The sequence below is a fragment of the Variovorax sp. WDL1 genome, from assembly GCF_001541225.1.
Taxonomy (GTDB): domain Bacteria; phylum Pseudomonadota; class Gammaproteobacteria; order Burkholderiales; family Burkholderiaceae_C; genus Variovorax.
This window is the reverse complement of the sequence record NZ_LMTS01000117.1, coordinates 25,834-50,053: the sequence shown is the minus strand read 5'-3', so window position 1 is coordinate 50,053 and position 24,220 is coordinate 25,834. Positions and strand designations below refer to the sequence as shown.

Here is a 24,220-nt window from a genome sequence, read left to right as displayed (position 1 = left end):
TGGCGGTTCTGCGTGCACACCAGCCACTGGCAGTTCTTGGCCCGCACGGCGTTGAGCACCCACGACTGCGAACCGCCTTCGCGCACGATGCGGTCGGGGCTGCGGGCGGTGAAGACGACGATCGTGTCCTCTTGTGGGGTCATGGCGGGCTCCTTGGCAAATGGGGTAACGCGATCCTATAAAGTATCCAACACGTTGTCAACATGTTCCCGAAAGTATGCTCAAGGTATCGGCGCGTCGGCACCATGCCGATCGGGCTCTATCGCTGACCACGACCGGACGTGATGGTCCCGGCTCATGCGGGTGACGACCCTCGCAAGGAAGACTTGCGTCGGCAGCGGCGGCTCTAGAAAACCAGCACTTGCGGGCCACGGTGATCCCCTCCGGCATCTGGTCCATTGCTATCTCCGGCCTCGCCGGTGGGCGTCAGGTGCAGGCACCTTCGCACCCATCGGTTCTCCCGTTCGTGGGCGGTTTCATGCAGTGCCGCGAAGTTCGACTGGCGCGCGCGACAACGTCAACGGTCTTGCCCGCTCCCTTCGCTTGCCGCTCCCGTGTGGGCCGTAGACCCGCATGCGGGCGACGTTGCCCATGCGCACCAGTCCTTGTTCCTCCGCGTCGATGAAACCCCAACAAAGGAGAACAAGATGGGACTAAGACATGTATGCCTTCAAAACCAGGACACCCGTGGCTGCCGTGGACTTCGCGACGCCGCCGGATGCGACGGAGATCGCGTATTGGCGCAAGCATCCAAACCTGCATGGCTGGATGGAAGCGCTGTACCACGACAAGGGCGGGACACACGAACGATTCAACTGCACACCCGTGAGCCTGACCTCGGAAGACCTCAACGAACTGGAGAGAGCAATCAACGAGAACGGATTGCCGCACACGACCGGTTTCTTCTTCGGCGAGAGCCGCCTGGAAGAGATCGCGATCGACCGAGCCTTCATCGCTGACGCACGTGCCGCCATCGCGGACGGATGCTTCGTCTTCTACGACTCGTGGTGGTAGAGGCCGCGCCCCGCCGCCTGCGCGGCGGGGCGCAGCTTTCAGTGCGGCACGTGGAAAACCAACACGGTCAGGATCAGCTCACGGTTGGCATCGCCGTTCGCGTGCAGCACGTAGCGGAAGCCGCTCTCGTGCGGCCAGTTCACGGCCCGCTTGAAGTTGCCGTGCGCCTTGGCGGTCGCATCGACGCCCGTCAGCACCGTCGAGGTCTCGGTGCCGCGGTTGAACACCAGGATCGCTGTCTTGCCGTCCCGCCAGGTGGCGTAGCTCAAGAGCTGGTCGATTGCTTCGCCGAACGCCTTCGGCCCTTTCCAGAACTTGCACTCGGCGATGAAGACGTTGCGCTCGCCCTCGCGCAGCAGGATGTCGGTCTTTCCTGCCATGTTGAACGTCTCGCCCGTGGCCTTGCCCTCGAACTGACCGTTGAGCTGGACGAGAAAGTGCTGCCGCAGCGCTTCCTCGTTCATCGTCTTGAACGCGTCAGGGCTCCGCTCCATGACCAGGGTCATGTCCTGCATGATCTTCAGCGCCTGCTCGTACTGCTCCATCGCCCAGGCGGGCTCAGGCGTGAACGGTGCGGCGCTCGCGGGCGGAAGTGCCGGTGCCGCCTTTTTGCGTGCGGTTGGGATCGCGTAGGTCTTCGGCGCATCCTCGCGCCGCCTGATCGGGATGCCGAGCGATGCCGCCCGCTGCGACTGCGCCAGCAAGCGACTCCGCCGCTGCTGGATCGCTTGCTCCGCCGCGTTCGAGAGTGCGTTGTTGTGCGCTTCGATCATCGGGCGCTGCCATCCGAGGTGCTGCTCGATGTCGGAAAGGGAGCGATCCACGAGTGCCCGCACGTCGAGAGGCTGGTCCGCAGGCGACGCGAACTGCAGCAACACTTCGTTCTTCTCGATGATCGCCCGCGGCGGGTTCATCGAAAAGGTGTTGGCCTTCGCGTAGAACAGCTCCGCCTCGCCCTCGAACGGGATTCGTACGTCATAGCGTTCACCCGGCACCATCGCCGGACGGCTTCTGTCCTCGATCCATCGCATGGAATCGTGGCGGACATCGACCGGCACGTCCTCGTGGTCGGCATACCACTGCTCTCGCAACAGTGTGATCGGCGTAACGCTGTACTTCTCGACCAGGTACCGCTTGAGGTCATCGGGGACCGTATTGAGCAACCGGTTCTCGTCGAGGGACTCAACCTCCTGCCGCATCTTCTGCATCGTCGATTGCAGAGAATGATCGAGATCGTGGGTGACGAACAGAAGCCCCCTGCTCTTGTCGATACTGCCAAACATGCGCTTTTCAATCCTTCTGCGTTGATTCGAAGACGCGATATAGGGCGAACGTGGCAGCGCGTCAGCCTGCATCTTGTGGCTGCGGCTCTGACCGCCAGCGCCATGCTGGTCGGCATACCGGCCATGGCTATGATGGCTTCTCGCCATCAAACTTGAACCACAAATGGGCCTGCGCATCAACTACGTCCTCATCGATTATGAGAGCGTGCAGCCGGATGCTCTATCTGTCCTCCATGAGGATCATTTCCGGCTGATCGTCTTCGTCGGGGCCACGCAGGCCAAAGTCGCGTTCGAGACCGCCGCGGCGCTACAGCGCATGGGTGAGCGCGCTACCTACGTAAAGATTTCGGGAAGTGGCCCGAACGCGCTCGATTTCCACATCGCCTTCTACATCGGGCAGCTCGCGCTGCAAGAAGGCAGCCCGTACTTCCACATCATCTCGAAGGACACCGGCTTCGATCCGCTGATCCAGCACCTGAAGACGCGAAAGATCCTCGCCGCACGTTGGCGAGACGTGAAGGAAATCCCGCTACTCAAGGTCTCGAATGCGAAATCTCCAGCCGAGAAGCTGGCGATCATCGTCGAGCATCTGAAAGCGCGTGGCGCTGCGCGTCCGCGCAAGGTGAAGACGCTGATGAACACGATCGGCGCATTGTTCCAGAAGCAGGTTCCTGAAGAGGAACTGCTTTCCCTGATCGGCGAACTGCAAGCGCAGGGGCTTGTCGCTATTACCGAGACCAACGTCTCCTACAGCCTTCCAGGCTGAGATTTGCCGGGTCGCTGCCCTCTTGCGCTGCCGAGGCCGATTGACGGCCCGGGACGCGTCGGCCAGACTGGGCCGAGAACCAAATCAAAACAGCGTGCAGGAGCGCGAGGATGATGAGATTGAAAGACAAGGGAGGTCCGCCAGCAATGCCACTCCCGAACCGACTTCAGGGTTGGGGAGGGCGATGGCGACATCTTTGTTGATCGGCAACGGCATCAATCGCGTCACGAATCACGACGCGTCCTGGGAGCACGTCCTCAATGCGCTCGTGCCCGGTACGCTTTCCGGCCAAGCGCTGGAACACATGAAGCACAAGCCCTTCGCGCTTGTCTACGAAGAAATCCTGCTGACGCGCATGTCGAATGACAAGCGCGTAGACGAACCGGCCATGAAGCAGAGGATCGCGGAGCTGGTTGACGGGTTGCAGTTCAACGGGCTCCATCGCCGGGTGATGGATTCTCCCGTCAGGCATGTCATCACGACGAACTACGACTACGGCTTTGAGAAGGCGACAAGACTGAGCTATCCGCGCAGCCACCTCATACGCGAAAGCAAGTACAGCGTCTTCAGGCGTCGCGCGGTCGGAGCCAAGTTCGTCTGGCACATCCACGGTGAAGTCGAAGCGCCCAACACCATCACGCTTGGCTATGACCAGTACAGCGGTTACCTTCAGAAGCTCCGCAACTATGCGACCGCCGATCGCGAGACTAAGAACGGCTCTCCCTTCAAGATGGGGAACATGGATTTCGACACCATCCCAGGCACGGTGTACTCGTGGCTCGACGTGTTCCTGCGGGACGACATTCATATCGTCGGCCTGGGCCTCGACTACACGGAGATCGACCTTTGGTGGGCCGTGACATACAAGGCCCGCAAGAAGGCGCAGGGTTTCCACGTCGGCAGAACCTTCTATCACGACTGGTACACAAGAGAGGTGGAAGAGCAAGTGCTGGCGCGACGCTCATTACTGAGAGCTCTGTCGGTCGAGGTCATGCCGAGGGACTGCGTGAATGGCTATGAGACCGCCTACGACACGTTCATCACCGACCACCTCGAAAAGCTGAACGACTGAACAAGGCGCGCCCGCCGGGGCTGCAACCAGCGGACCGGGCTCTATGCGCTCTTGCGCGCACCGGGCATGTAGTCCCGGCCATCCGGTAACGATCCATCGCGCGAAGGCGGCGGGGAACAGTCTGGCGCTGTGGTTTCAGCAGGGGCCGATCGGTCTGATCTGGCCGCCGAAAGAGGAGCGAATCGCACTGATCTTGGCCGCGCGTTCTTGCGCCGCCAAGATCAGTTGCGCCGCCAGATATGCCTCGATTTCTTCGGCGCGCAGTTCCTTGATCAGTTTGCCGTCCTTCCAGTGCACCGCCCTGATCAGCACGCCGCTGTCATTGAATTGCTGGAAGGCGGGCTCGCCATTGGGGCCGTCGGTGCGCTTGCTGTCCTTGCAGCGCTCTGTCTCGATCAGCACGCCGCTGTCATTGAATTGCTGGACGGCGGGCTCGCCGCGGGGGCCGTCATTGAGTTTACCGCCCTTGCAGCGCTCGGCCCTGATTAGCATGCCGCTGCCATTGAATTGCTGGACGGCGGGCTCGCCCCGGGGGCCGTCATTGAGTTTGCCGCCCTTGCAGCGCTCGGCCCTGATCAGCATGCCGCTGTCGCTGAATTTCTGGAAGGCGGGCTCACCGTTGGGGCCGTCCTTGCGCTCGTCGCCCCTGTAGTGCTCTGCGCTGATGATCTTTCCGTTTGAAATCATCAGCAGCGCCGCAACCAGCGCTCCGCCTTGCTTGCCGGTGATATGGGGGTTCTTCGCGGCCTCAACAAAGACATCGAGGCTTTTGCCCGTCAGAACCACCTTGTGCTCCCGACGATCCTGTGGGCAGGTGATCTCCACTTGGTATTTCTGTGTCATTTCCGTCCTCTCCTGTTCTTGTTGTTCTCCCGATCGAATAGCACAGCCCGCAAACCATTTGCCAGAAAAAAAGGGGCGCGCCACCCCCGTGTTGCACACCAGGGCGACCGGGCTCTATCGCTGATCGCGACCGGGCCACCTGGAAAGGCATAGGGCGTCCCGGCCCATACGGGTAACGATCCCTTTCGCGGATACCAGTCCGATTTAATGAGCAGTTCGCTTTCGCGCCCTGTTTTCTTTTCATTGAATGACGAGGGCTAAGGGGCCTGCCCCTGGCGCTCTCCGTGGTGAAGGCTTCTCCCAATCTCTTGCCGTCTACGGCTTGAGCGCACAGCCTGGCGGCAGGATGAGATGAAACACATTGCCGCCTTTCCCAACCACGCGGGTCTGCGCATCCGCGCATTTGCCTTCGACCGTCAGCGTGTTTGCCGGAGCAGCGGCAAGAGGTTCGGCGGGTAATTCGGCGGGCGGCGCGCCAACGTGATAAGCCGCGAAAGCAATCGCTGCGCAGGAGGTCAGACCGCCCACGACCGCCGACCGGGGCTTAAATTCAGCACCAGCAATTACAGCACCAACACTAGCAAAACCAACACCAACACTAACAGCAGTAACAGCAGTAGTAGCAAGAGCAGCACCAGCAAGAGCAGCACCAGCAACAGCAGCACCAGCACCAGCACTAGCACCAGCACCAAACGACGTGACGTGACCCTTTACTGTCATTTCAAAACCCTCTTTCTTGTTGTTCTGCTCTACGCATAGCACGGCCATCGAATTAATTTCCAGAAAAAAGTGAAGGGCGAGCTGCCTTCGTGTTGCACACCAAGGCAACCGGGCTCTATGCGCTTCTCGCGCACCGGGCCTGTAGTCCCGGCCATCCGGTAACGATCCCTCTCGCGAAGTCCGGAATCAGCAGCGTCAGGCCTTCGGCCACACGCTTAAGCATTTGATGCGCCGGGCGCGGCCCGGAAGTTGTTGCTTCTTCAAATTGCTAAGGGGCCAGCCCCTCGCGCTCTCCGTGGTGAAGGCTTCGCCCAGCCAGGCCGGTATCCCCATGCTTCGCAAAGCTGCAGCACGGCTTCGCCGCCCTTGGCAGGGTGGGTGATCCCCCTCCGGCCCGTCTGCCACTCCGTTTACGTCCCCGGTTTCGCCAACGGGCAGGGGTGATGCGCAACAGACCGCATCAACCCCAAGCCCTAGAAGGAGTGAAGACCGTGAAGACCACCAAGACCTCTTGCACCAAGACCGATGTTTATGCCCGCGTCACCGACCGCATCGTTTCCGACCTCGAAAAGGGTGTCCGCCCGTGGATGAAGCCGTGGAGCGCTGATCACGCAAGCGACCGGCTGCCATCACTGCCCCTGCGTCACAACGGCACGCCTTACCGCGGTGTCAATGTCCTGCTGCTGTGGGGCGAGATGGTCGAGAAGGGCTACGACAACCCGCTATGGATGACCTACAAGCAGGCTGAAGCCTTGGGCGCAAACGTGCGCAAAGGCGAGCATGGTTCCCTCGTCGTCTACGCCGACACGTATGCCAAGACCGAGGAGAACGACAAGGGCGAGGAGATCGAGCGCGCCATTCCCTTCATGAAGGGCTATACCGTGTTCAACGTGGCGCAGATTGAAGGACTGCCCGCGCACTACTACCACCCGACCGCGCCGCGCGATCATGGCCGCACCATCGAGCTGATCGAAGAAGCCGAAGCATTCTTCAATGCTACCGGGGCTGCATTCCGTCATGGTGGCAACCGCGCTTTCTATGCGCCCTCTGCCGACTTCATCCAGCTACCGCCCGCGGCTGCCTTCCGCGACGCCGAAAGCTACGCTGGCACCAAGGCGCACGAGCTGGTGCACTGGACCGGCAATGAAAAGCGCATGGCCCGTGAATTCGGCAAGCGCTTCGGGGACAAGGCCTATGCTTTCGAGGAACTGGTCGCCGAACTGGGAGCTGCGTTTCTCTGCGCTGATCTCGGCATCACGCCCGAGGTCCGCGAGGATCATGCCGCGTACCTTGCGCATTGGCTCGAAGTCCTCAAGGACGACAAGCGCGCCATCTTCTCCGCCGCCGCGCATGCGCAGCGCGCCCTCGACTTCCTGCACAACCTGCAGCGCACCGAGGCAGGAGGAAGCGCTCGCCGCCTGAATACAAGCGTCTGTGCCGCTTGAGCTGCGGCACCTCGTCGTGCTATCGACAGAGCCGGAGGCATTTCCATGCCTCTCGGCCTTGGCGGCTCCCACTATGCAGTGTTCCCCGGAGCCGCCAGGCCGCTTGCACATTGCGGCCCTCGCTTGCGCGACCCCCGCACCCCGCCCGGACTACAGCTACCCGCCCCGCGGGCAGCGTGCCGAGAAGGCAGCGGCGATTTCCTGTCTCGCTACCTGTTGGCCTCGGTCCGTGCATCAGGCCTCGTGATTCCTGATCGCGCGCCAGACCGTTGTGCGTCCCACGTTCAGCTTGCGCGCGATGTCGCCAGGGGAGAGGTTCTCTTCGTATCGCAGACGCCTCGCCTGCCGCACTTGATGGGGTCGCAGCCGTCGCGGCCTTCCGAGGTGCTGCCCTTTGCGGCGTGCATCCTCCATCCCCAGCCGCGTGCGTTCGGCGATCAGGCTGGCCTCAAACTCGGCAATCGCCCCCAGAAGATGAAACATCAACCGCCCTGATGGCGTCCCCGTGTCGATGCCGTCCGAGATCGAGCAGAAGCGCACGCCGCGCGCCTCCAGCTCCTGCAGGGTATCGACGAGGTTCTTAACCGACCGTCCGAGCCGATCGAGCTTCCACACCACCAAGGTGTCGCCTGCCTTGAGCGATGCCAATGCCCGGATCAGCGCCGGGCGGTTTCTGGTCCGGCCTGTCAGCTTCTCGCTGAACACACGCGCGCAGCCAACCAGCCGCAACTGCGCGCGCTGGGCGTCAAGGCTCTGGTCTTCGGTGGACACGCGCGCATAGCCGATCTTCATGTTGTGGCTTGCGCCTCCCGCCGCGTTCGTGCGCCGGGTGCACCGCGGTCTGCTGGTTGAGCGTTCCGAAAGGGAACCTTTTTGGAATCGTACGGAAGTGGCTACCAGAGTCAAGAGTGAAGCAAGCACAGTGCACGAATCTGCACCTCAGTCACCCTCGTTTCAGAAGCGTTCCATTCTGAAACGTCACGCCTCCGGCGTGGAGCACGGGGTCTTTTATGCAGCCGCTATCGATACTTGTCACCGCCCTCCTCGGGCTCGTCCTCGCTGCCCCGGCAGCGTTCGCCCTCGACCAAGGCGACTGCGGTACGCCCGAGGCGATGACCGCCAAACTCAAGGCCGAGGGCCAACGATCCGCCGCTATGGCGGATCGGGTAACTTCGGGAAAGAAGCCGCATGCCGTCATCTTCGCCACCAACCGGGACGGCTCGGTTGGTTACGTCCTGGCCTCCGACATGATGAGCGATGAACGGGCCACACGTTTTTGCGTGGAGGAGCGCTTGACCGACCTGCGCTGGCATGACGCGCGCAAGGAGGGAATCCCTCCAACAGCGAAGCTCAGGAGTTCGGACGCCGAGGCCGAGAAGCGCTGTGCCGAACTGGAGAAGACAGGCAAGATCAAGATCATCAAAGAGGGCACAAAGAAGGCCTGTGGGCCGCTGAACGTCCTGCTGGAAGAGCGGGGGAAGCTCGCTATCCGGCCCATGATGCAAGGCTTCATCGTGGCAAAGGCCCCGGATGGCACGTACGGGCGCACCGGGACGCTACTGACTGTTCTCGGCGACGTGAGGGCTGAGATCACTGGAGGCGAGAAATGGGTAGGCACTGCCGGGGGCATGGTTTACAGCTCGCTGCCCGACGGGGCATCCATGATCGGGGAGGTACTGGTGCTCCCCAGGTACACCGAGTACGGGCTGACCCTGTTGCCGCAGCAGTGATTAGATATCAAGGCCGGTGGCCCTGACTTGGCGAGAAGGTGCGACCGGAGCAGGGACCGCACCAGGTGCCGCCTCTGGTTCCGAATCCACCGCTGTCGGGCTGGCAGCCTGCGCGAAAGCCTTTTGCGCCACCGGTGTGCTCTGGAATATGTCGCGCGCGGTGGGGAGCGCTTCACTGCGGGCAACCGATGACTCCCGTGTAAAGGTTGCTTTGGCATCGGCTGCGATGCCTGCTCCTGTATGTATGTTTGCCGTGGCCGTGTCGACCGCACGCCCCATGGGAGACTTGTTGAGATCGGCCAGCTCGCGGCTCTCAGCAGCAGTGGCAACGCCGCGCCCGGTGCGGTCTTCCAGCTCGCATTTCCGGCGCATGGTGCGCTTGAGTTCGTCTTGCTCGCCGTCGCGTATCAGTCCGCGCTGCACCGCACGCTCGGCGTACTCATCTTCGTTTTCGATGAACTTGCGGCGGGCCTCCTGAGCCTGTGCGTTGGTCATCTGCACGCCGCCGATGGTCACGACTTTCGCGTTCCATTCTGCGAGCCGCTGCATCTCGCGGCTGTATGCCTCATCGGCTTTGCGCCGCTTCTCGTCAGCTTGCAGGCTCAGGGTTCTAGGGTCGGGGCGGTTCCCCGCGAACGCTGCTGCGTTGAGCTGCCGGGTGCCCATGGCGATGCGGGTGGGATCGTTCAGGAATTCTTGTTCCAGTCGTCGCGACCCGGCAGCGGGGTCAGCCTCGCGCTCCTGCGATGCAGAGCCGCCTGCGGACTGCGGAACTCTCCGTTCCGCGGTCGATGCGTTTGACCCGTCCAACGCATCCTTTGCCCTGTGCTCGTCCTGTCCCTGCGCCAACTTGTTTCCCATAAGGCTCGCCAGTCACCGGCTGCCATCTATCAATGAACCAGTAGGAACAGCTTATGGGAACTTGGTTAATAACCGGTTAATGCAGCGCTCCCTGTTTGTTGATTGATTGTTAAGCCATCTCTGATACCTTGGAGTTGATCGGCTTCGGCTGATTCGGGGCGTCGAATCCCCGCAGATGTAGCGGTCGACATCAACCGCAATGATGTCGCTTCTCGGCCATGGCCGGGGGGCGGCACTGTATGTCCAAGCCTTGCGGCCAAAGAGTGCCGCGCCGTATCTACATCGCGGTTTCGAACCTCCGGCCACCAGGGCACTCCCTGTGTGGTTCCACGTCGAGCACGGGGAGGTTGTGCCGCATGAACAGAACAACAGCAATCACGCTTGCAACGGGCGCACTGATCGGCCTCGCTGTGGCGCAACTTTTCCCCACAGCGCAAGCGCAGTCGCCCGAAACACTCATCATCACGTCCGACGACGGCGTGATTGTCTTCATCGTGGACGGCCAGGAGAAAGCGCGCATCGATGCCGCAGGGCTTCACGTCAACGGCGATATCGCCTACTCGGGCGCCATCACCGATACAGTCGTCTATGAGCCTCGCTCTGCGACGGAGCCTCCACGATGAGAAAGCTTCTGCCGCTCGTCGCCGTGCTCATGCTAATGCCCTCCTCCGTCCGCGCGCAGATGGACGGCGATTTCTCGATTGGCGGCGCGATTCGTGTCGGCACATCGGCCACGGCCTGCGACGCTGCCGCCGCTGGCGGCATTCGCTACAACTCTGTGAGCACCGTCATCGAATTCTGTAACGGCACGCTCTGGCAAACGGTCGGCGCCGGGGCTAGTGCTTCAGCAGCCTCTCCCAATCGTGGCATCCAGTTCAACAGCGGCGGTAGCCTCGCGGCGGATGCCGGGCTGACGTTCAGTTCGACGGGCATGCTAGGTATAGGCGTGTCAACACCGTCACATCACCTGACGATCGTCGGTGATAACAGCTATGACCCGCTCATATCGCTTATGAATTCCAATTCCACAGGCGTCAGCGGTATGCAGTTCTACGATGAGTTCGGAGCCTTCAGAGGAACCCTGGGACATTATAACTTCAGCTACGGAGGCACAAACTTCGCAGTCAATGATCCGCTGGCTATTGTTTCCAATACTCAGGATATTGCGTTCATTACCGGCGATACAGGAATTGCCCCGGGTACGGTGCGCATGATTATCAGCGCGACCAACGGCAATATCGGAATTGGCACCAGTACCGTCACACCGCAGGCCGACCTGGATGTTGGCGGTACAGGTGCCGTACTGCTGGCGCGCGGCACCGCCGCACAGCGCCCGTCATCACCCGTCAATGGCATGCTTCGCTACAACTCGCAGACCGGCAAGTTCGAGGGCTATCAGGCAGGCGCGTGGGTGGACATGATTGGCGGCGGTTCAGCCGCATCACCCGATCGCGGTATTCAGTTCAACAGCGGCGGCAGCTTCGCGGCGGATGCGGGGCTGACGTTCAGTTCGACCGGCGGCCTGATGGTGTCAGGTACCTACACCGGCACGGCCAGCGCACCGGCATCGGGCGCGGGCACGCGCATGTTCTTCGACGTGCAGAAGGCAGCATTCCGGGCAGGCACAGTCAATGGCACGCAGTGGGATAACGCCAGCATCGGCAATTACAGCGTGGCGATGGGGTACGGCACTATCGCCAGCGGCGCCTACAGCACGGCGATGGGGTACGGCGCTATCGCCAGCAGCGACTACAGCACGGCGATGGGGAGCAGCACCGCCAGCGGCTTTTACAGCACGGCGCTGGGGTGGGGCACCGCCAGCGGCAACTACAGCACGGCGCTGGGCCGTTCTGTTGTGGCCGGAAATGGAACGGCAGGCAGCGGTTTTGGTGATGGCTCAATAGCCCTGGGTTTGATTGACAATGCCGTGACCATCACCACGCGCTCGCAGGTCACCGGCATCCAGTCCATGGGCATCTTCATGGGCGATCAGGACGGCCTCGTCGTCTCCGCCAACAACCAGATGAGCCTGTTGGGCGGCAAGATGGTCATCGATCCAAAGGTGCCCGCGACAAATCTGGCCGCTGACACGGCGTTGGAAGTGGACGGTACTTTGAAGATCGCGAGCGGCGCAGAAACCTGCGATGCCGCGCGTGAAGGTTCTCTGCGTTACCTTTCATCCTCCGACGCGTTCGAGGCCTGCGCGACGGCAGGAAGCTGGACGGCGCTCGGCGGCGGCGCATCCGTCGCATCGCCCGATCGCGGCATCCAGTTCAACAGCGGTGGCGGCTTCGCGGCGGATGCGGGGCTGACGTTCAGTTCGACCGGCGACCTGATGGTGTCAGGTACCTACACCGGCACGGCCAGCGTACCGGCATCGGGCGCGGGCACGCGCACGTTCTTCGACGTGCAGAAGGCAGCATTCCGGGCAGGCGCAGTCAATGGCACGCAGTGGGATAACGCCAACATCGGCAATTACAGCGTAGCGATAGGGGAAAGCACGACCGCCAGCGGCGGCAACAGCACGGCGATGGGGGCCTATACGACCGCCAGCGGGACCTGGAGCACGGCGATGGGGACCGACGTGATCGCCAATGGCGACATCAGCACGGCGATGGGGGCCAACACGACCGCCAGTGGTGCCGTCAGCACGGCGATGGGGGACTTCACGACCGCCGGTGGCGTCGCCAGCACGGCGATGGGAAGTAGCACCACTGCCAGTGGCGACTACAGCACGACGATGGGTTACGGCACGACCGCCAGCTACGACTACAGCACGGCGATGGGCTACGGCACGACCGCCAGCGGAGCCGTCAGCACGGCGATGGGCCGTCGTGTGACCGCCGGGAACGGCACTGCGGGCAGCGGCTCTGGTGACGGTTCGATGGCGCTGGGCTTGATTGATGATGCTGTGGTGATTACAACCCCGTCGCAGGTCACCGGCATCCAGTCCATGGGTATCTTCATGGGCGATCAGGATGGCCTCGTCGTTTCCGCCAACAACCAGATGAGCCTCCTGGGCGGCAAGATGGTGATCGACCCGAAGGTGCCCGCGACAAATCTGGCCGCCGACACGGCGCTCGAAATCGATGGCACCTTGAAGATCGCGAGCGGCGCAGAGTCCTGCGATGCCGCGCGTGAAGGTTCTCTGCGTTACCTCTCCTCTTCCGACACGTTCGAGGTCTGCGCGACGGCGGGGAACTGGACGGTGCTCGGCGGCGGCGGATCGATTGATGACCTGTCCGATGCGCGCACCATGTACAGCTCGGGCAACATGTTCCTCGGGCATGAGGCCACGGCGCTGACCACAGCTGTGCAGAACACGGCTGTGGGCGCGGCAGCGCTCGATTCGGCAACCACAGGCGGATACAACACCGCCATGGGGTTCGAGGCGCTGACCGGCGTGACGACCGGGCAAGGAAACGTCGGGGTTGGCCTTTCCGCAGGCGCGGGGATCACATCGGGCGCCAACAACATCTACATCGGCTGGCAGTCTGGTTACATCAACAACAAGACTGGTGACGGCAATATTGGCATTGGCACCAACGTTTTGTTCGAGACGCGCGACGGCGCGCAAAACATCGCCATCGGTGAACACGCCTTGCGCGAGAACTGGTCAGGAAATCAGTCTGTGGCCATTGGCTACGAGGCCATGCGCTACGCCAACAGTTCCAGCACGGCCTTCACCACCTACAACACCGCCGTCGGCTACCATGCGCTGATGGGCAGTGCCGCGCCCGCGAACAACACCGGGATCAGGAACACAGCGCTCGGCTACGCGGCCTTGACCAATATCACTGGCGGGTCGAACAACACCGCAATCGGAGCGGAGGCGGCGGAGCGGATGCGTCCCGCCGGAAACAGCGCTAATACCGCCCTGGGCCATCAGGCCCTGCGCGGATCGACCACGGTCGCGGACAACACCGGGATAAGCAACGTCGCCATCGGTGACAGCGTGATGGAAGACATCACCAGCGGCAGCGGCAACACGGCGGTCGGAACCTCGGCGCTGGCAAACGTGACCAGTGGCAGTGCCAACACAGTTTTCGGTCAGTCGGCAGCATACGAGCTAACCACCGCGTCCGACAACGTTCTGATCGGCGTGAACAGCGCCTATAACACTACCATCGGCGCGCGCAACACGACCCTTGGCCTGTACACGCTGAACAGCAATGTTGCGGGCAGCCAATCTGTGGCGGTCGGGTACGAAGCGATGCGCTACGCCAACAGCTCTGGCACCGCCTTCGATACGCTCAATACCGCCGTCGGCTATCAGGCACTGAGGGGCTCCCCCATGCCCTCAGCCAACATAGGATTCAGGAACACGGCAGTCGGCTATCAGGTCCTGATGAACAACACCACCGGCAGCTTCAACCAAGGTTTTGGCACGAGAACCCTCTTCAACAACACGACTGGCTCCGACAACTATGCCTTTGGCGAGCACGTTCTCTACAGCAACACCGCCGGCGGCCTGAACGTGGCCTTCGGTGATTATGTGCTCTACGACAACACCATCGGGTCGGAAAACATGGCGTTCGGGGTCAGCACGCTGTCGACGAACGTTGCTGGCAGTCGCAGCACCGCCTTCGGCTATGAGGCGATGCGCTACGCCAACGACTCTGGCTCCAGCTTCGATACCTACAACACGGCGGTCGGCTATCAGGCCCTGATGGGTTCGACATCGCCCAGCGCTAACACGGGTATCAGCAACACGGCATTGGGGTATCAGGCCTTGACCGCGGCCGAGAGCGGTAGCGACAACGTTGCTGTCGGCGCGGGCGCGGGCAGCAACATCACGACGGGCAGCTGGAATATCGTTCTTGGCGCGGGCACGCAGGTTCCCTCTGCGACGGGCAGCGCCCAGCTCAACATCGGCGACGCGATCTACGGCGATCTCACGAATGACCGTGTCCGCATCGGCGGCGCTGGCGCTGTTAGTGCTTTCTCCGATCTTGAACTTGCCGGATCGCTTGCCGTGAAGATTTCATCGGGAACGACAGCGCAGCGTCCGGGAACGCCCGCCAACGGCATGCTTCGCTACAACGCGACCACAAACAAGTTTGAGGGCTATCAGGCAGGAGCCTGGACCGACATGATCGGCGGCGCTGGCGGCGCGATTGATGACTTGTCCGACGCGATCACCCAGTATTCTTCCAGCAGCATGTTCCTCGGCACTGGAGCGGGCACGGCGAACACAGCGGAGGGCGGTACGGCCCTGGGCGTGAATGCGATGGGGGCAAACACAATAGGGGAAGGCAATACCGCCGTGGGCCTGCAGGCGCTTGGCGCAAACACAGATGGTTCCTCTAATACCGCAATAGGCAGCTACGCCCTGATGCAGGTCGAAGGCGGTCACAACACGGCAATGGGCAACATTGCGTTGTGGGCGATAACCAGCGGCAACAACAACGTCGCCATCGGCGGTGCTGCGGGCGGAAGTCTTACAAGCTCCGAAGGGACTGTGGTTATTGGTCAAGATGCGATGGGTGGCGGCGTCAGCAGTTCGGATAGCAACACAGTGATTGGGGCCGGGGCGGTCATGACCGGCTCGGGATCCATTAGTAACAATACTGTGATGGGATGGAGTGCCGGTCTTAATTTGCAGTCGAATGACAATGTGCTGATTGGCTATAGCGCTGGCTCCACCACGACGACCGGCAGCGGCAATATCTTGATTGGCAATAGCGTCACCGCGCCTGCCGCCACCACCAGCAACGCTCTGAACGTCGGCAATACCATCTACGGCGATCTTGCGACTGACTCCATCACGGTCGGCACTACAGCAGGGCAGGTGCGTGCGCTCCCACCTGCAGCGGAAGTCATCGGTGCAGGCGCGACCGTGACGGCGAATGCCTGCGGCACGGTCAAGCGCATCAGCGCGACGGCGGCGCGCACCACCAGCACGACCAACACGTTCACGGCACCGGCTGCCGCCAATGCCGGTTGCTGTATGGACGTGATCAATACCAGCGCCAACAACATCACCCTGGACGCCAATACCAACTTCCGCACCATTGGCGCGGCGGATCAGGTGGTGGGTCAATACGACGCCATTCGCGTCTGCTCGGACGGTGCAAGCTGGTATCAGGTAAGCGCCGTCGCGGGCAACCAATAGAGTTCAGCGGCAGTGCTGCGAGGAGGGGTAGGGATGGAACGGAAGACGGAAACACCGGGGGAGCTACTCCACAACGACGACCTTGCTGCGATCCGCGAGGCTGCGGATGTCATTGCGAACCCGTGTGCATGTAACGGCCACGCGAACCGCTTCAAGGCACTGGCTGATCGGCTGCACAACATTGTGCGTCGCCTGCAGACCCGCGACTCGTGACCGGAGGCGAATCGCGGCCCTTTCCGGGTCGCGCTGATGTTCACTTCAGGCGCAGCGCGTCCACTGGCGGCTTTAAGCACGGCGCCGCGCCAGCCGACGACCGGGCACCCTGCTGATCCCTGAATCTTGCCGCCCGCGAGGCAACTTCGGCCCCCGTAACCTTGTCCGCGTCCTCAAGCGCACCGCGTGCGCCACATGACGCCCGGCAGGAGAAGACAGGGGCCATGCCGTGATAGGTCTTCGTTCGTCCACCGCAGATCGTGTCTCCGCAGCGCCCGCATGAGATGGTGATGCCTCCGGTGGCGCAGTGTGGACAGCGCCAACCTGTGGTGTCGATCTCGCGGGCAGGGAGCTCGCGCCTTTTTGTTTGCTCGCTTGCCTGCACCGTGCCGTCTCCTTCGCCATCCCGGTAGATGCCTGAAATGACAAATGGCTGCGTGGGATCAGTGCGCTCATACACGACAGCGAAGCCTCTGTCGTGCACTGCGCAGGCACAGCGCGTAACGAACCGTTCCGTGCGGCCCGTGGCCGCACGGAACGCGCCCAGCCTCTGCGCGAAGTCGTCCTTCATGTCGCTCACGGTCGCCGGAGCCTTCGGCTGCCAGATCGTTATCTTCATGTCCATCCTTTCATGTGCTTGATGACATCGCGTGCGGCATTGAGGGTCGCCGCTCGCTGCACGTCGCCACCCCTGTCGGGATGGGCTGCGCTGATGAGTACGCGGTAACGTGCGTTGAGCAACTGCGGCGTGAACTCTCCCGACTCTGGCACGCCGAGCAGGCGGCAGGCCGCGATGAAGGCCTGCCGCTTCGGGTCAGGCGGCGGCGCTGGAGGAGGTGGCGATGACGGACGAGGGCCAGGCTGTGGCGGCGCATCGTCGAAGCGCGGTTCTTGCCGCTCGTCCGCGCGCGGCTTGCCGCCGCGCGCGAAGGCATCAAGAAATGCCGCGAAGGTGGGGTACTGGTCGCGGTACTCGTTCGCCCACACGCGGCGCAGCGCGGCCCGTTGCCGCAGCTCTTCGAGCTTGACCGCGAATGGGGCCAGAGCGCGCGCACCTGTGCGCGCCCACGCATCGCGGGCCATCCACCAGAAGGCGCGGGCCGCGGTCGGCAGTGCCGCGACCGTCATCGAGACCGCGCCCAGCGCGAGCTGGATCAACATATCGGAGAGCCATATGGTCAGGCGCTGCGCGCCCTCCCCTGCCACTTGTGCTCCCGCGAGAAGCAGGATCGCCACCGCTCTCAGAGCCGCAAGGCCGACGATCAGGATGACCGCGAGCATCGCCAGCGTGACCGCGATGCGCAGCCACTCCGGCACCCCAGGAAACGCGGCGGCACTCATGCCACGTCTCCCGGCGCGTCATGCCACTCATCTCCAGGCTGCTCGGGCACGCCGCTGCCGATCTTGATCGCCGCGTCCAGCAAGCGGTCGAGATATTGCAGGCGCGCTAGCACGGCAGCAGCTTCCTGCGGGCCGTAGACGGTGAGCAGGTCATAACGATGGCCCGCCAGTTCGAGCGCGACGTGGAACGAGTCGGCGTAGTAGTACGACATGCGCGCGACCTGGCGGTCCATGCTTGCCGCCTGCCGCTCCACGTCGTTCTCGCGCTCCTCCCAGCGCGCGCGGTCGTGCACCTTGTGCGCGAAGCGATGCTCGATACGGCGCGGAAACCAGACCCAGCACTTGCCGCGCCGGACGCCGACCTTCTCCGTCGTCATTTCGATCTCGGTCGTGGCGCGGAACAGCCGGGCGACGTTGCGGCGCACCAGCGCGTTACCCGCCAAGACAACCCCTAGCCAAGCACCCGCGTGTATCAGCGCACTGGCGGCGCTATAGAAGGTCAGGAAGCCATAGCCACAGCCCACGAACAGCGCAAGCCGCAAGATGTCGGCGCAGGTGTCGGCGGCGCGGGCGCGCTCCGGGGTCAGCACGTCGGGGCTGACACGGAAAGCGGACAGACCATCCGGCGTCTTGAACTCCGCCGTCTGCGGCCAGGCCGAAAGCGGCTTGATGTGGGTGTCCGACATGAAAGGCCTCCTTGTCTCAACGGCGTTGAGAGAAGGCTAGGCCGCGTCAGGCCGCGACCTCCTCGCGCGTTCCTCGCGGATGGGAAAATGGCGGCACCATGAACTTCACGCCCTGGCAGATCGACGAGCTCGCGCGCGGGCTGAACACATACCGTGCGCTGAAGACAGTCAATGGACGATCGCCGCCATGGAAGACAGTCCTTGACCACTTGTTGCTGTCGCCTGCAACAGCCCATAGCTATCTGGAATCCGGAGAGCCGCCGACCTTCAAGGAGGAGGCTTTGCGCCGGTTCGCCGAGGGTGGCAGCACGCTTCAACCCGACAAGCTGGAAGACGTGCGCCGCTTTCTCGTGGCCCAGCGACTTCTGCGCGAGGACGAGTTCACGGGCGAGGACGACGACCTTCGTCACATACTGAGCGCCAGCAGCTTTCTGGCCGCGCGCGCATCCGAATCGCTGAAAAGCCTGGAATTGCTCAGTGGGCCCTACATTGCGCGGCCCCAGGACAGCCAGACGGCAAGGGAGATCACGCTGCGCTTCTCACGCGCGCCGACGGACTGGTTCGTGCGCGTTACCGAGGAGACAGCGCCACCCGGCAACGCCGCTCGTTCTGTGAAAGGCAGGACTCGCCGAGGTTACGGCTTCGTGTGCACACCGCTCAATCTCCTGCACATCTTCCTCGTTGGCTCGACGGAGGAGGTCGAGATCACCTACATCCAGCTTGCTGACGACTACACAGGGCCACCCAAGCTCACGCTTGCACGGGTCGGCGAGGGGACAGAGGCGACCGGCGTGTATGCCCTCGACCCCAACCCCGAACACGAGTTGTCCTGGCCGCACAGCGTTCACGCTTTCTTCCATGAGAAGTTTCCCATGCTCGCCCGCGGACCCCAATGGGGGCCTCCGCACAGGGACAACTGGAAGGGCCCGCCGCAGCGCGTGCCCATCGTCAACGCTTTGCCATTGATCGAGTATGCGAAGGTAGGTGATGCAAATTCACTTCGTGCGGCACTCGCCGCGGGCGCTGCCGTTAACGCACAAGACGATCGCGGCATGACGGCACTGCATCACGCTGCAGCCAGGGGTGAACGCCCGTGCATTCGCCTCCTGATCGGAACGGGTCAGTGCGACCACCTTCTCCGCGACAACAAGGGGCGCTATGCGTTTGAACTTGCGATCCAGTGGGCGCGGGATTACGGTGTAGCTCGCCTTCTCATGAAGAAACAGGCGCAGCAGGCACACGCACAGGGTGTGCCTGCCTATGTGCAGCGCGCCTGAGCTGCACTGGTCAGAAGTTCGGCTTCTGCGTCCACAGCCCCTTGGTAAGGGCCTGTTCCGCCTGATCGCGCTTGCGCCAGTATTCGCAGCTCTCGCGTGTAAATGGCGCGCCTTCTTCATTGTGCGTGCCGATATAAAAGCCTGCTGCGCTCTTGCAGACCTCCAGCGGGAAGGCTTTTCCCGCCGCTGCCGCCAGCATGCCCTTGGGCGGCAGGGTCGATCCTGGTTCCGTCATGAAAACCACCTCCTTGTCTGTTCTTCGTTCAGGATCGCCCGACTCTGCTTAAGGTCGCGTAAACGGCAGTCAAAGAAAGGGCGCAAGCGGCCCCTGGCGGTCGTAGTACACGACGCGCTGGATCATCAGCGGGTGATGTCCGGCCCACATGACGAGCTGCCGCTTGAGCCGGTCGTCGCGTGAGAACTGCCGCGACACTTCATCGGGCGTGAGCAGGTCGTACAGCTCGACCGACTCTGAACGCCCCGACAAGCCTTTGGCGGTCTGGTCTTGCGCGACTTCGCCGACGCGCGCCACTTCCACCTGCGTCCGCCCCAGCCGCTTGGAGATGTATTCGGTTGTGGTGAGGTCGTTGTTGCCGAAGCACTGCATGACGCCCGCGTTTCCGGCGAACGTTTCCCAACGCTCACCGTAAAGGGCCTTGCCCTGGTTCCAGTCCTGCAGAACCACCCACAGCTTGACCCCGAAAGACGCGATCAGGCCCGCCGCCGTTTCGAGCTGCTTCATATAGCCCAGCACGGGGAATTCGTCGAGGCACACAAGCACGGGCGCAGTAGGCCGCGTGTGCTCCCGCTCCATCGCGTCGAGCAGTTGATTCACAAAGATGCGCATCCAACGCTTGGATAGGTCGGCGCGCGTCGCCGGGAAGCACAGATAGACGCTCACCCCTTCAGGCTTTGCCTTCAGGTCCGAGAGCTTGAAATCGCTGCTTTGCAGCACCTTCTTCAAGGCCGTGTAATCGAGGAACTGCGTGTGCCGATCGACCGTCGATTGCACGCTCGCCAGTTCCTTGTCGGCCTTGCTGTAGAAACCTTCCGCCGACCCCGTCACGAACTCCCCGAGGTCTTCCGTTTCGGGGTCGGCTTCGAGCCGGTCGGCGTTGCCGACCATCTCGTAGTAAAGCACCGGCTTCGTGCCTTGGGCTGCGTCGCCGTCCTCTTGAATCCAAAGCGCGCGCTGCAAGAGCTTGCGCACGGTGACCAGATTGCGTCTACCTTCATAGTCGGGCGCGGTCGCCACATGCACGATCACGCCCGCGATGAAGCCTTGCGCGCAGTCGTCAAAGTGGGGGTCCTTGTCGTTCGCAGCGCGGACGACCATAGCCTCGGCGATGAGCGCCGCATCTTCAAGAATCGTGGGGCTATCCAGCGCCAGCATATCCATCGGGTTGTACGAAGCCCGCCAGGCTGCGACCGATTTTCCGGCGACACCGAACGGGTCAAGCACATGGATGCGCTGACCCATCCTGGCGCGGCGGTCCGCAGTAAGTATCGCCAGCTCACCCTTGGGATCGGTGGCGAGCACGCTGCCCCGGTAGAACATCAGGTTGCTGATAAGGCCGACCGACTTGCCCGACCGCGAGCCCGCCACGGTCATCATATGGCGGTCGTCTTCAAGGCCGAGAAGCTTCATGCCTAGCGCACCGATCAGCACTTTGGCACCAGGGTTGAGCGGGTCGTAGGCGAGCGCCGTGCTCCTGGCAATGTCGGTGAGCTTCATCCACCGTGCCTGAGGCGGGCGTTGCTGCGAAAGAAAGCGCATCGCGTCACCACGCGCCACGTCCTTCATGAAGTCCTTGGCAAAAGCTTCCATATCCATGATCGGGCTCCTTCTTAATGGCCGCTTCATGTTGGTAGGAAGCGCCTCTGTTCCTCCTCGCGCTTTCCTCGCACGTTAAAGCGTGCTACATCCGAAAAACTTCGCGGGGCTTTTCGAGTCCCGCGTCAATGCTTCCTTTACCAGTCGCGCCGTAGACTGGGATAAGGAGCCCATGCGACCGAAGGGAGCACAAGGTGTGCGTGGTAGTACCACGCCCACCTTGCCAGGGGGACCGTCCCGTCCCCCGTGGACCCCCTCGGGGCAACCCTTCGCTGTAAGGCTTCCGGGTTGGCAACGTCATCGCCGTTGCATCGCGACCAGAGGAGCTTTCGCGCTCCTCGTGGACACCATCGAGCAAAGGGCACTTCGTAGCCCCTTGCAACCTTGACCAGGCGGCCTTCGTGCCCCTGGACCCAGACCGGGGTTTCGTCCCCGGCGACGACCAAAGAGGAGATGTCGGCTCTCCCTTTGGAAACCCATCGACCCTTAAGCGCAGGGGACGCATTGCGCATTGCGGGTCATGCCGCGCGGGGAACGCGCGAGGAAGGGAGGCGGGCCGACCGCCTACGGTGCAGGCATGGCTCGGAAGAAGCGCGCACCACCGATCTCTTTTCGCCCGCCCGCCAACATGCGGGACGAGTTCGCTGCGCGCGTCCGCAATTCCGGCCTTTCCGTGAACGGCTTTATCACGCGCGCTGTCTTCGCGGGAGAAGCCCCTCGCGCACGGCCCAAACCTCGCCTTGACGGCGCGACAGCGGCAACGCTGCTGGCACAGGCTGCGGCCATCGCCGACCGGCTGGCCGCCATGCCGGACGACACGCCGACGCGCGAAGAGACTTTGCGTGCCTGCCGCGAGGAGCTGCTCCTCATTCGCACGTTCCTCATGCAGCTTGCGGGGAGGGAGCCGTGATCCCCTTTGCTTCCCAGCGCGGCGGCGGGCAAGACCTCGCCACCCACTTGATGAATGCCTACGACAACGAGGTCACAGAGCTTGCTCATCTGCGCGGCGCCATTGCCTCTGACCTGCACGGCGCGTTCAAGGAATGGCAGGTGCAGGCGGAGGACCTGACGCGCTGTGCGAAGTACCTCTACAGCCTTTCGATCAACCCCGATTCTCGGCAGGGGCGACTCACCCGCGAGCAGTACATGGACTACATCGCGCGGACGGAAGCGTCCCTTGGCCTGGGCAACCAGCCCCGCGCCATCGTCTTCCACGAGAAGTACGGTCGCGAGCACTGCCATGTCGTCTGGTCGCGTATCGACGCCATGCACGGCAAAGCCGTGCACCTAGCCTTCGATCACGAGAAGCTGATGCGCGTCACGCGGGCATTCGCCCGCGATCACGGCCTGCGGCTTCCCCCGGGTTATGAGAAGTCGCGAGATAGGGGGCAGGAGACCCTCTACGACCGCGAGAAGAAGCGACAGACCGGGCTTTCCAAAGAAGACCACATGCGCGCCGTCACGCAAGCCTGGCAGCAAAGCGACTCTGCCCGTGCCTTCGTGCAGGCGTTGAGCGCACAGGGCTACTTACTCGCGACGGGAAATCGCCCTTATGTGCTCGTCGATCTCTATGGTGGCACGCACGCGCTCGCCCGCCTGATCGACGACAAGGCGGTCAAGACCGCCGACTTGCGCGCCTTTCTGAGCAAGGACTTTCCGCCTGAAAGCCTGCCTAGCGTCGAGGAGGCCGTTGCCCTTGTCGGAGAGCATCGCGTGTCCATCGACAAAGAGGCCTTAGAAGAGGAGCGCGCAACGGCATTGGCGGGCTTGCGCCAGGAACAGCAGGTCCGAAGGTCGGCGCTGCTTCACGAGCGGGATGCAATCGAGGCACGGCAGCGCGCAGCCATCGTTGCATTGGCAGGGCATCAGCGCGCCATGCGCGATGCCCTCCGACATAGTCATCTTGAACAGAGGCGACTGGTCGCACGGCAGCGCACCAAAAGCCGTCCGACGGGACTTGCCGCCTTCCTCGGCCGCATCTCAGGTGTCGAGGCCTTGCGCAATCTTCTGCACAAGCGCCAGGACGCGCAGCGACTCAAAGCCTACGGCCAGCAGCTTCTGGCGATGAAGGTGGCACAAATACGTGACCGCATCAATCAGGAGCGGCAGCACCATGCCCAGGCTTTGGAGCAAGCACGTCGCGAGAAAGCGCTCACGCGTGTTGATCGGCGCGAGATCGTTGCCTTGCTACAGGATCTTCGCGCTCGCCAGCGCATGGTCGTGCGCGCAGACAGTGATGGCCGGATGCCTTCCCTTGAGGGGGTTGTCCGTCGGGACAAGCGCACCAAGGCGCGCGCACCGAGCCTAGCCCCGACGCAGCGCCCTGGAGAGACCCGGAACGCCTTCGAGGATGCCGCGACGCGCTCACCGACAGAGCCGCCGAACCTGCTCGCCGCTTTTGCGCGGGCAACGCAGCAGCGGCGCACGCGTGAGAAGGCCGATGACAAAGCACCGACCCTTGACCGCATGACGCGTCCCGCAAGGGATCGTGAACAACCGACCTCCCCTATTGAGCGCGGTCCCGAGCCTGGCCGCGATCGCGACTGAACCTTGCGCCTTCATTCATTTCCCCAACCGGGCTACGCGCCCTCACCCACGAAAGGAGTCTTTGCTATGGAGAACCAGACCAACAAGCCCGCTCAAGCGGCAATCACGCCCGCGCTTGAGCGCCGCATTGCCGACCTGCGACACGAGCTTTCACTGCTGGAAGCGGAGCAGCGCGCGCAGGAGCGCCAACACAGGGCCGATGTCTTGCGCGCCATGAGAGAGCTGTTGCTTCAACACGGCTTCAAGCCCGCCGAGTTGATCGGTGCGCGCCCGGCCAAGAGCACAGGAAAGAGCGGGGGCGGACGCACACAGGTTGCGCCGCTCTACCGTGACCCCGCCTCCGGGGCAACCTGGTCGGGGCGCGGCACCGAACCGGCCTGGATCAAGGGGCGTGACCGGCAGGCGTTCAAGGTCGCCTCTTAGCGGATCGTGAGGGCAGGCGCGGGGCCTTGTCTCCCTGCGCTCTTGCTCTC

The 24,220-nt window shown here is 62.8% G+C and carries 22 protein-coding genes; 12 read left to right on the top strand and 10 right to left on the bottom strand.

The window, feature by feature from the left end; all coding sequences use genetic code 11:
- Nucleotides 1-660: 660 nt before the first annotated feature.
- Nucleotides 661-1,014 carry a phosphoglycerate kinase gene (locus tag APY03_RS16275; RefSeq protein WP_068678223.1) on the top strand — a complete coding sequence of 118 codons (354 nt, stop codon included), beginning with the start codon at nucleotides 661-663 and terminating at the stop codon, nucleotides 1,012-1,014.
- A gap of 38 nt (nucleotides 1,015-1,052) precedes the next feature.
- Here the strand turns inward: APY03_RS16275 and APY03_RS16270 are convergent, their stop codons facing one another.
- Complete coding sequence (locus APY03_RS16270; protein WP_146039404.1) at nucleotides 1,053-2,369, bottom strand: hypothetical protein; 1,317 nt, start codon at nucleotides 2,367-2,369, stop codon at nucleotides 1,053-1,055.
- Between the two features lie 91 nt (nucleotides 2,370-2,460).
- Here APY03_RS16270 and APY03_RS16265 point away from each other — a divergent pair, with 91 nt between their 5' ends.
- Entirely contained in the window at nucleotides 2,461-3,063 is a 603-nt protein-coding gene (locus APY03_RS16265) for a PIN domain-containing protein (RefSeq protein WP_232081158.1), read from the top strand.
- Between the two features lie 94 nt (nucleotides 3,064-3,157).
- The gene (locus APY03_RS16260; RefSeq protein WP_146039405.1) at nucleotides 3,158-4,135 is read left to right on the top strand and encodes an SIR2 family protein; all 978 of its coding nucleotides are present in this window, start codon (nucleotides 3,158-3,160) and stop codon (nucleotides 4,133-4,135) included.
- Between the two features lie 135 nt (nucleotides 4,136-4,270).
- Here APY03_RS16260 and APY03_RS16255 read toward each other — a convergent pair whose 3' ends face one another.
- Nucleotides 4,271-4,978: a hypothetical protein gene (locus APY03_RS16255; RefSeq protein WP_068678221.1), complete on the bottom strand. Its 708-nt coding sequence runs from the start codon at nucleotides 4,976-4,978 to the stop codon at nucleotides 4,271-4,273.
- 315 nt (nucleotides 4,979-5,293) lie between these two features.
- A complete protein-coding gene (locus APY03_RS41535; RefSeq protein ID WP_157103412.1) occupies nucleotides 5,294-5,746 on the bottom strand; it encodes a hypothetical protein in 453 nt (150 codons plus the stop codon).
- A 326-nt stretch (nucleotides 5,747-6,072) separates the two neighbouring features.
- Between APY03_RS41535 and APY03_RS16250 the strand changes: the two genes are divergently transcribed.
- Entirely contained in the window at nucleotides 6,073-7,143 is a 1,071-nt protein-coding gene (locus APY03_RS16250) for an ArdC family protein (RefSeq protein WP_232081159.1), read from the top strand.
- Between the two features lie 234 nt (nucleotides 7,144-7,377).
- Here the strand turns inward: APY03_RS16250 and APY03_RS16245 are convergent, their stop codons facing one another.
- Entirely contained in the window at nucleotides 7,378-7,935 is a 558-nt protein-coding gene (locus APY03_RS16245) for a recombinase family protein (protein WP_068678219.1), read from the bottom strand.
- A gap of 218 nt (nucleotides 7,936-8,153) precedes the next feature.
- Here APY03_RS16245 and APY03_RS16240 point away from each other — a divergent pair, with 218 nt between their 5' ends.
- Entirely contained in the window at nucleotides 8,154-8,873 is a 720-nt protein-coding gene (locus APY03_RS16240; RefSeq protein ID WP_068678218.1) for a hypothetical protein, read from the top strand.
- On the opposite strand, the gene APY03_RS16235 is transcribed toward APY03_RS16240, so the two are convergent.
- Nucleotides 8,874-9,734 carry a hypothetical protein gene (locus APY03_RS16235; RefSeq protein ID WP_146039407.1) on the bottom strand — a complete coding sequence of 287 codons (861 nt, stop codon included), beginning with the start codon at nucleotides 9,732-9,734 and terminating at the stop codon, nucleotides 8,874-8,876. It abuts the gene before it with no gap.
- Nucleotides 9,735-10,090: 356 nt separating this feature from the next.
- Between APY03_RS16235 and APY03_RS16230 the strand changes: the two genes are divergently transcribed.
- The 3 genes from APY03_RS16230 to APY03_RS16220 are packed head-to-tail and all read left to right on the top strand — an operon-like array spanning nucleotide 10,091 to nucleotide 16,062.
- Nucleotides 10,091-10,357, top strand: coding sequence for a hypothetical protein (locus tag APY03_RS16230; protein WP_068678216.1), 267 nt, complete (start codon nucleotides 10,091-10,093; stop codon nucleotides 10,355-10,357).
- Nucleotides 10,354-15,849 (top strand): beta strand repeat-containing protein, encoded by a 5,496-nt coding sequence (locus APY03_RS16225; RefSeq protein ID WP_083944401.1) that lies wholly within the window; start codon nucleotides 10,354-10,356, stop codon nucleotides 15,847-15,849. Before APY03_RS16230 ends, APY03_RS16225 begins: the two co-directional genes overlap by 4 nt.
- 33 nt (nucleotides 15,850-15,882) lie before the next feature.
- Nucleotides 15,883-16,062 (top strand): hypothetical protein, encoded by a 180-nt coding sequence (locus tag APY03_RS16220; RefSeq protein WP_068678214.1) that lies wholly within the window; start codon nucleotides 15,883-15,885, stop codon nucleotides 16,060-16,062.
- Nucleotides 16,063-16,102: 40 nt separating this feature from the next.
- Here APY03_RS16220 and APY03_RS16215 read toward each other — a convergent pair whose 3' ends face one another.
- The 3 genes from APY03_RS16215 to APY03_RS16205 are packed head-to-tail and all read right to left on the bottom strand — an operon-like array spanning nucleotide 16,103 to nucleotide 18,089.
- Nucleotides 16,103-16,681, bottom strand: a complete 579-nt coding sequence (locus APY03_RS16215) for a hypothetical protein (protein WP_146039408.1) — start codon at nucleotides 16,679-16,681, stop codon at nucleotides 16,103-16,105.
- Complete coding sequence (locus tag APY03_RS16210; RefSeq protein WP_068678212.1) at nucleotides 16,678-17,403, bottom strand: hypothetical protein; 726 nt, start codon at nucleotides 17,401-17,403, stop codon at nucleotides 16,678-16,680. Before APY03_RS16210 ends, APY03_RS16215 begins: the two co-directional genes overlap by 4 nt.
- Nucleotides 17,400-18,089 (bottom strand): hypothetical protein, encoded by a 690-nt coding sequence (locus APY03_RS16205; protein WP_083944400.1) that lies wholly within the window; start codon nucleotides 18,087-18,089, stop codon nucleotides 17,400-17,402. The genes APY03_RS16210 and APY03_RS16205 overlap by 4 nt, the downstream gene beginning before the upstream one ends.
- A 98-nt stretch (nucleotides 18,090-18,187) precedes the next feature.
- Between APY03_RS16205 and APY03_RS41530 the strand changes: the two genes are divergently transcribed.
- A complete protein-coding gene (locus APY03_RS41530) occupies nucleotides 18,188-19,366 on the top strand; it encodes an ankyrin repeat domain-containing protein (RefSeq protein ID WP_068678211.1) in 1,179 nt (392 codons plus the stop codon).
- A 10-nt stretch (nucleotides 19,367-19,376) separates the two neighbouring features.
- Here the strand turns inward: APY03_RS41530 and APY03_RS16195 are convergent, their stop codons facing one another.
- A complete protein-coding gene (locus tag APY03_RS16195; RefSeq protein WP_068678210.1) occupies nucleotides 19,377-19,601 on the bottom strand; it encodes a hypothetical protein in 225 nt (74 codons plus the stop codon).
- Between the two features lie 69 nt (nucleotides 19,602-19,670).
- Nucleotides 19,671-21,200 (bottom strand): type IV secretory system conjugative DNA transfer family protein, encoded by a 1,530-nt coding sequence (locus tag APY03_RS16190; protein WP_197913154.1) that lies wholly within the window; start codon nucleotides 21,198-21,200, stop codon nucleotides 19,671-19,673.
- A 577-nt stretch (nucleotides 21,201-21,777) separates the two neighbouring features.
- On the opposite strand from APY03_RS16190, the gene APY03_RS16185 reads away from it, so the two are divergent.
- From APY03_RS16185 to APY03_RS16175, 3 genes are all read left to right on the top strand, one after another.
- Nucleotides 21,778-22,110, top strand: a complete 333-nt coding sequence (locus APY03_RS16185; RefSeq protein ID WP_197913155.1) for a hypothetical protein — start codon at nucleotides 21,778-21,780, stop codon at nucleotides 22,108-22,110.
- The gene (locus APY03_RS16180) at nucleotides 22,107-23,747 is read left to right on the top strand and encodes a relaxase/mobilization nuclease domain-containing protein (protein WP_068678209.1); all 1,641 of its coding nucleotides are present in this window, start codon (nucleotides 22,107-22,109) and stop codon (nucleotides 23,745-23,747) included. The genes APY03_RS16185 and APY03_RS16180 overlap by 4 nt, the downstream gene beginning before the upstream one ends.
- 66 nt (nucleotides 23,748-23,813) lie before the next feature.
- On the top strand, nucleotides 23,814-24,170 hold the full coding sequence (locus APY03_RS16175) for an H-NS histone family protein (protein WP_083944398.1): 357 nt from the start codon (nucleotides 23,814-23,816) through the stop codon (nucleotides 24,168-24,170).
- Nucleotides 24,171-24,220: the final 50 nt, after the last annotated feature.

Bases quoted from the DNA above. Each gene is read 5' to 3' on its own strand.
- APY03_RS16245 (WP_068678219.1), bottom strand. From the start codon at position 7,935: ATGAAGATCGGCTATGCGCGCGTGTCCACCGAAGACCAGAGCCTTGAC.
- APY03_RS16195 (WP_068678210.1), bottom strand. From the start codon at position 19,601: ATGACGGAACCAGGATCGACCCTGCCGCCCAAGGGCATGCTGGCGGCA.
- APY03_RS16240 (WP_068678218.1), top strand. From the start codon at position 8,154: ATGCAGCCGCTATCGATACTTGTCACCGCCCTCCTCGGGCTCGTCCTC.
- APY03_RS16235 (WP_146039407.1), bottom strand. From the start codon at position 9,734: ATGGGAAACAAGTTGGCGCAGGGACAGGACGAGCACAGGGCAAAGGAT.
- APY03_RS41535 (WP_157103412.1), bottom strand. From the start codon at position 5,746: ATGGCCGTGCTATGCGTAGAGCAGAACAACAAGAAAGAGGGTTTTGAA.
- APY03_RS16205 (WP_083944400.1), bottom strand. From the start codon at position 18,089: ATGTCGGACACCCACATCAAGCCGCTTTCGGCCTGGCCGCAGACGGCG.
- APY03_RS16175 (WP_083944398.1), top strand. From the start codon at position 23,814: ATGGAGAACCAGACCAACAAGCCCGCTCAAGCGGCAATCACGCCCGCG.
- APY03_RS16265 (WP_232081158.1), top strand. From the start codon at position 2,461: ATGGGCCTGCGCATCAACTACGTCCTCATCGATTATGAGAGCGTGCAG.
- APY03_RS16275 (WP_068678223.1), top strand. From the start codon at position 661: ATGTATGCCTTCAAAACCAGGACACCCGTGGCTGCCGTGGACTTCGCG.
- APY03_RS41530 (WP_068678211.1), top strand. From the start codon at position 18,188: ATGAACTTCACGCCCTGGCAGATCGACGAGCTCGCGCGCGGGCTGAAC.
- APY03_RS16225 (WP_083944401.1), top strand. From the start codon at position 10,354: ATGAGAAAGCTTCTGCCGCTCGTCGCCGTGCTCATGCTAATGCCCTCC.
- APY03_RS16255 (WP_068678221.1), bottom strand. From the start codon at position 4,978: ATGACACAGAAATACCAAGTGGAGATCACCTGCCCACAGGATCGTCGG.
- APY03_RS16190 (WP_197913154.1), bottom strand. From the start codon at position 21,200: ATGGATATGGAAGCTTTTGCCAAGGACTTCATGAAGGACGTGGCGCGT.
- APY03_RS16230 (WP_068678216.1), top strand. From the start codon at position 10,091: ATGAACAGAACAACAGCAATCACGCTTGCAACGGGCGCACTGATCGGC.
- APY03_RS16185 (WP_197913155.1), top strand. From the start codon at position 21,778: ATGGCTCGGAAGAAGCGCGCACCACCGATCTCTTTTCGCCCGCCCGCC.
- APY03_RS16210 (WP_068678212.1), bottom strand. From the start codon at position 17,403: ATGAGTGCCGCCGCGTTTCCTGGGGTGCCGGAGTGGCTGCGCATCGCG.
- APY03_RS16215 (WP_146039408.1), bottom strand. From the start codon at position 16,681: ATGAAGATAACGATCTGGCAGCCGAAGGCTCCGGCGACCGTGAGCGAC.
- APY03_RS16220 (WP_068678214.1), top strand. From the start codon at position 15,883: ATGGAACGGAAGACGGAAACACCGGGGGAGCTACTCCACAACGACGAC.
- APY03_RS16270 (WP_146039404.1), bottom strand. From the start codon at position 2,369: ATGCAGGCTGACGCGCTGCCACGTTCGCCCTATATCGCGTCTTCGAAT.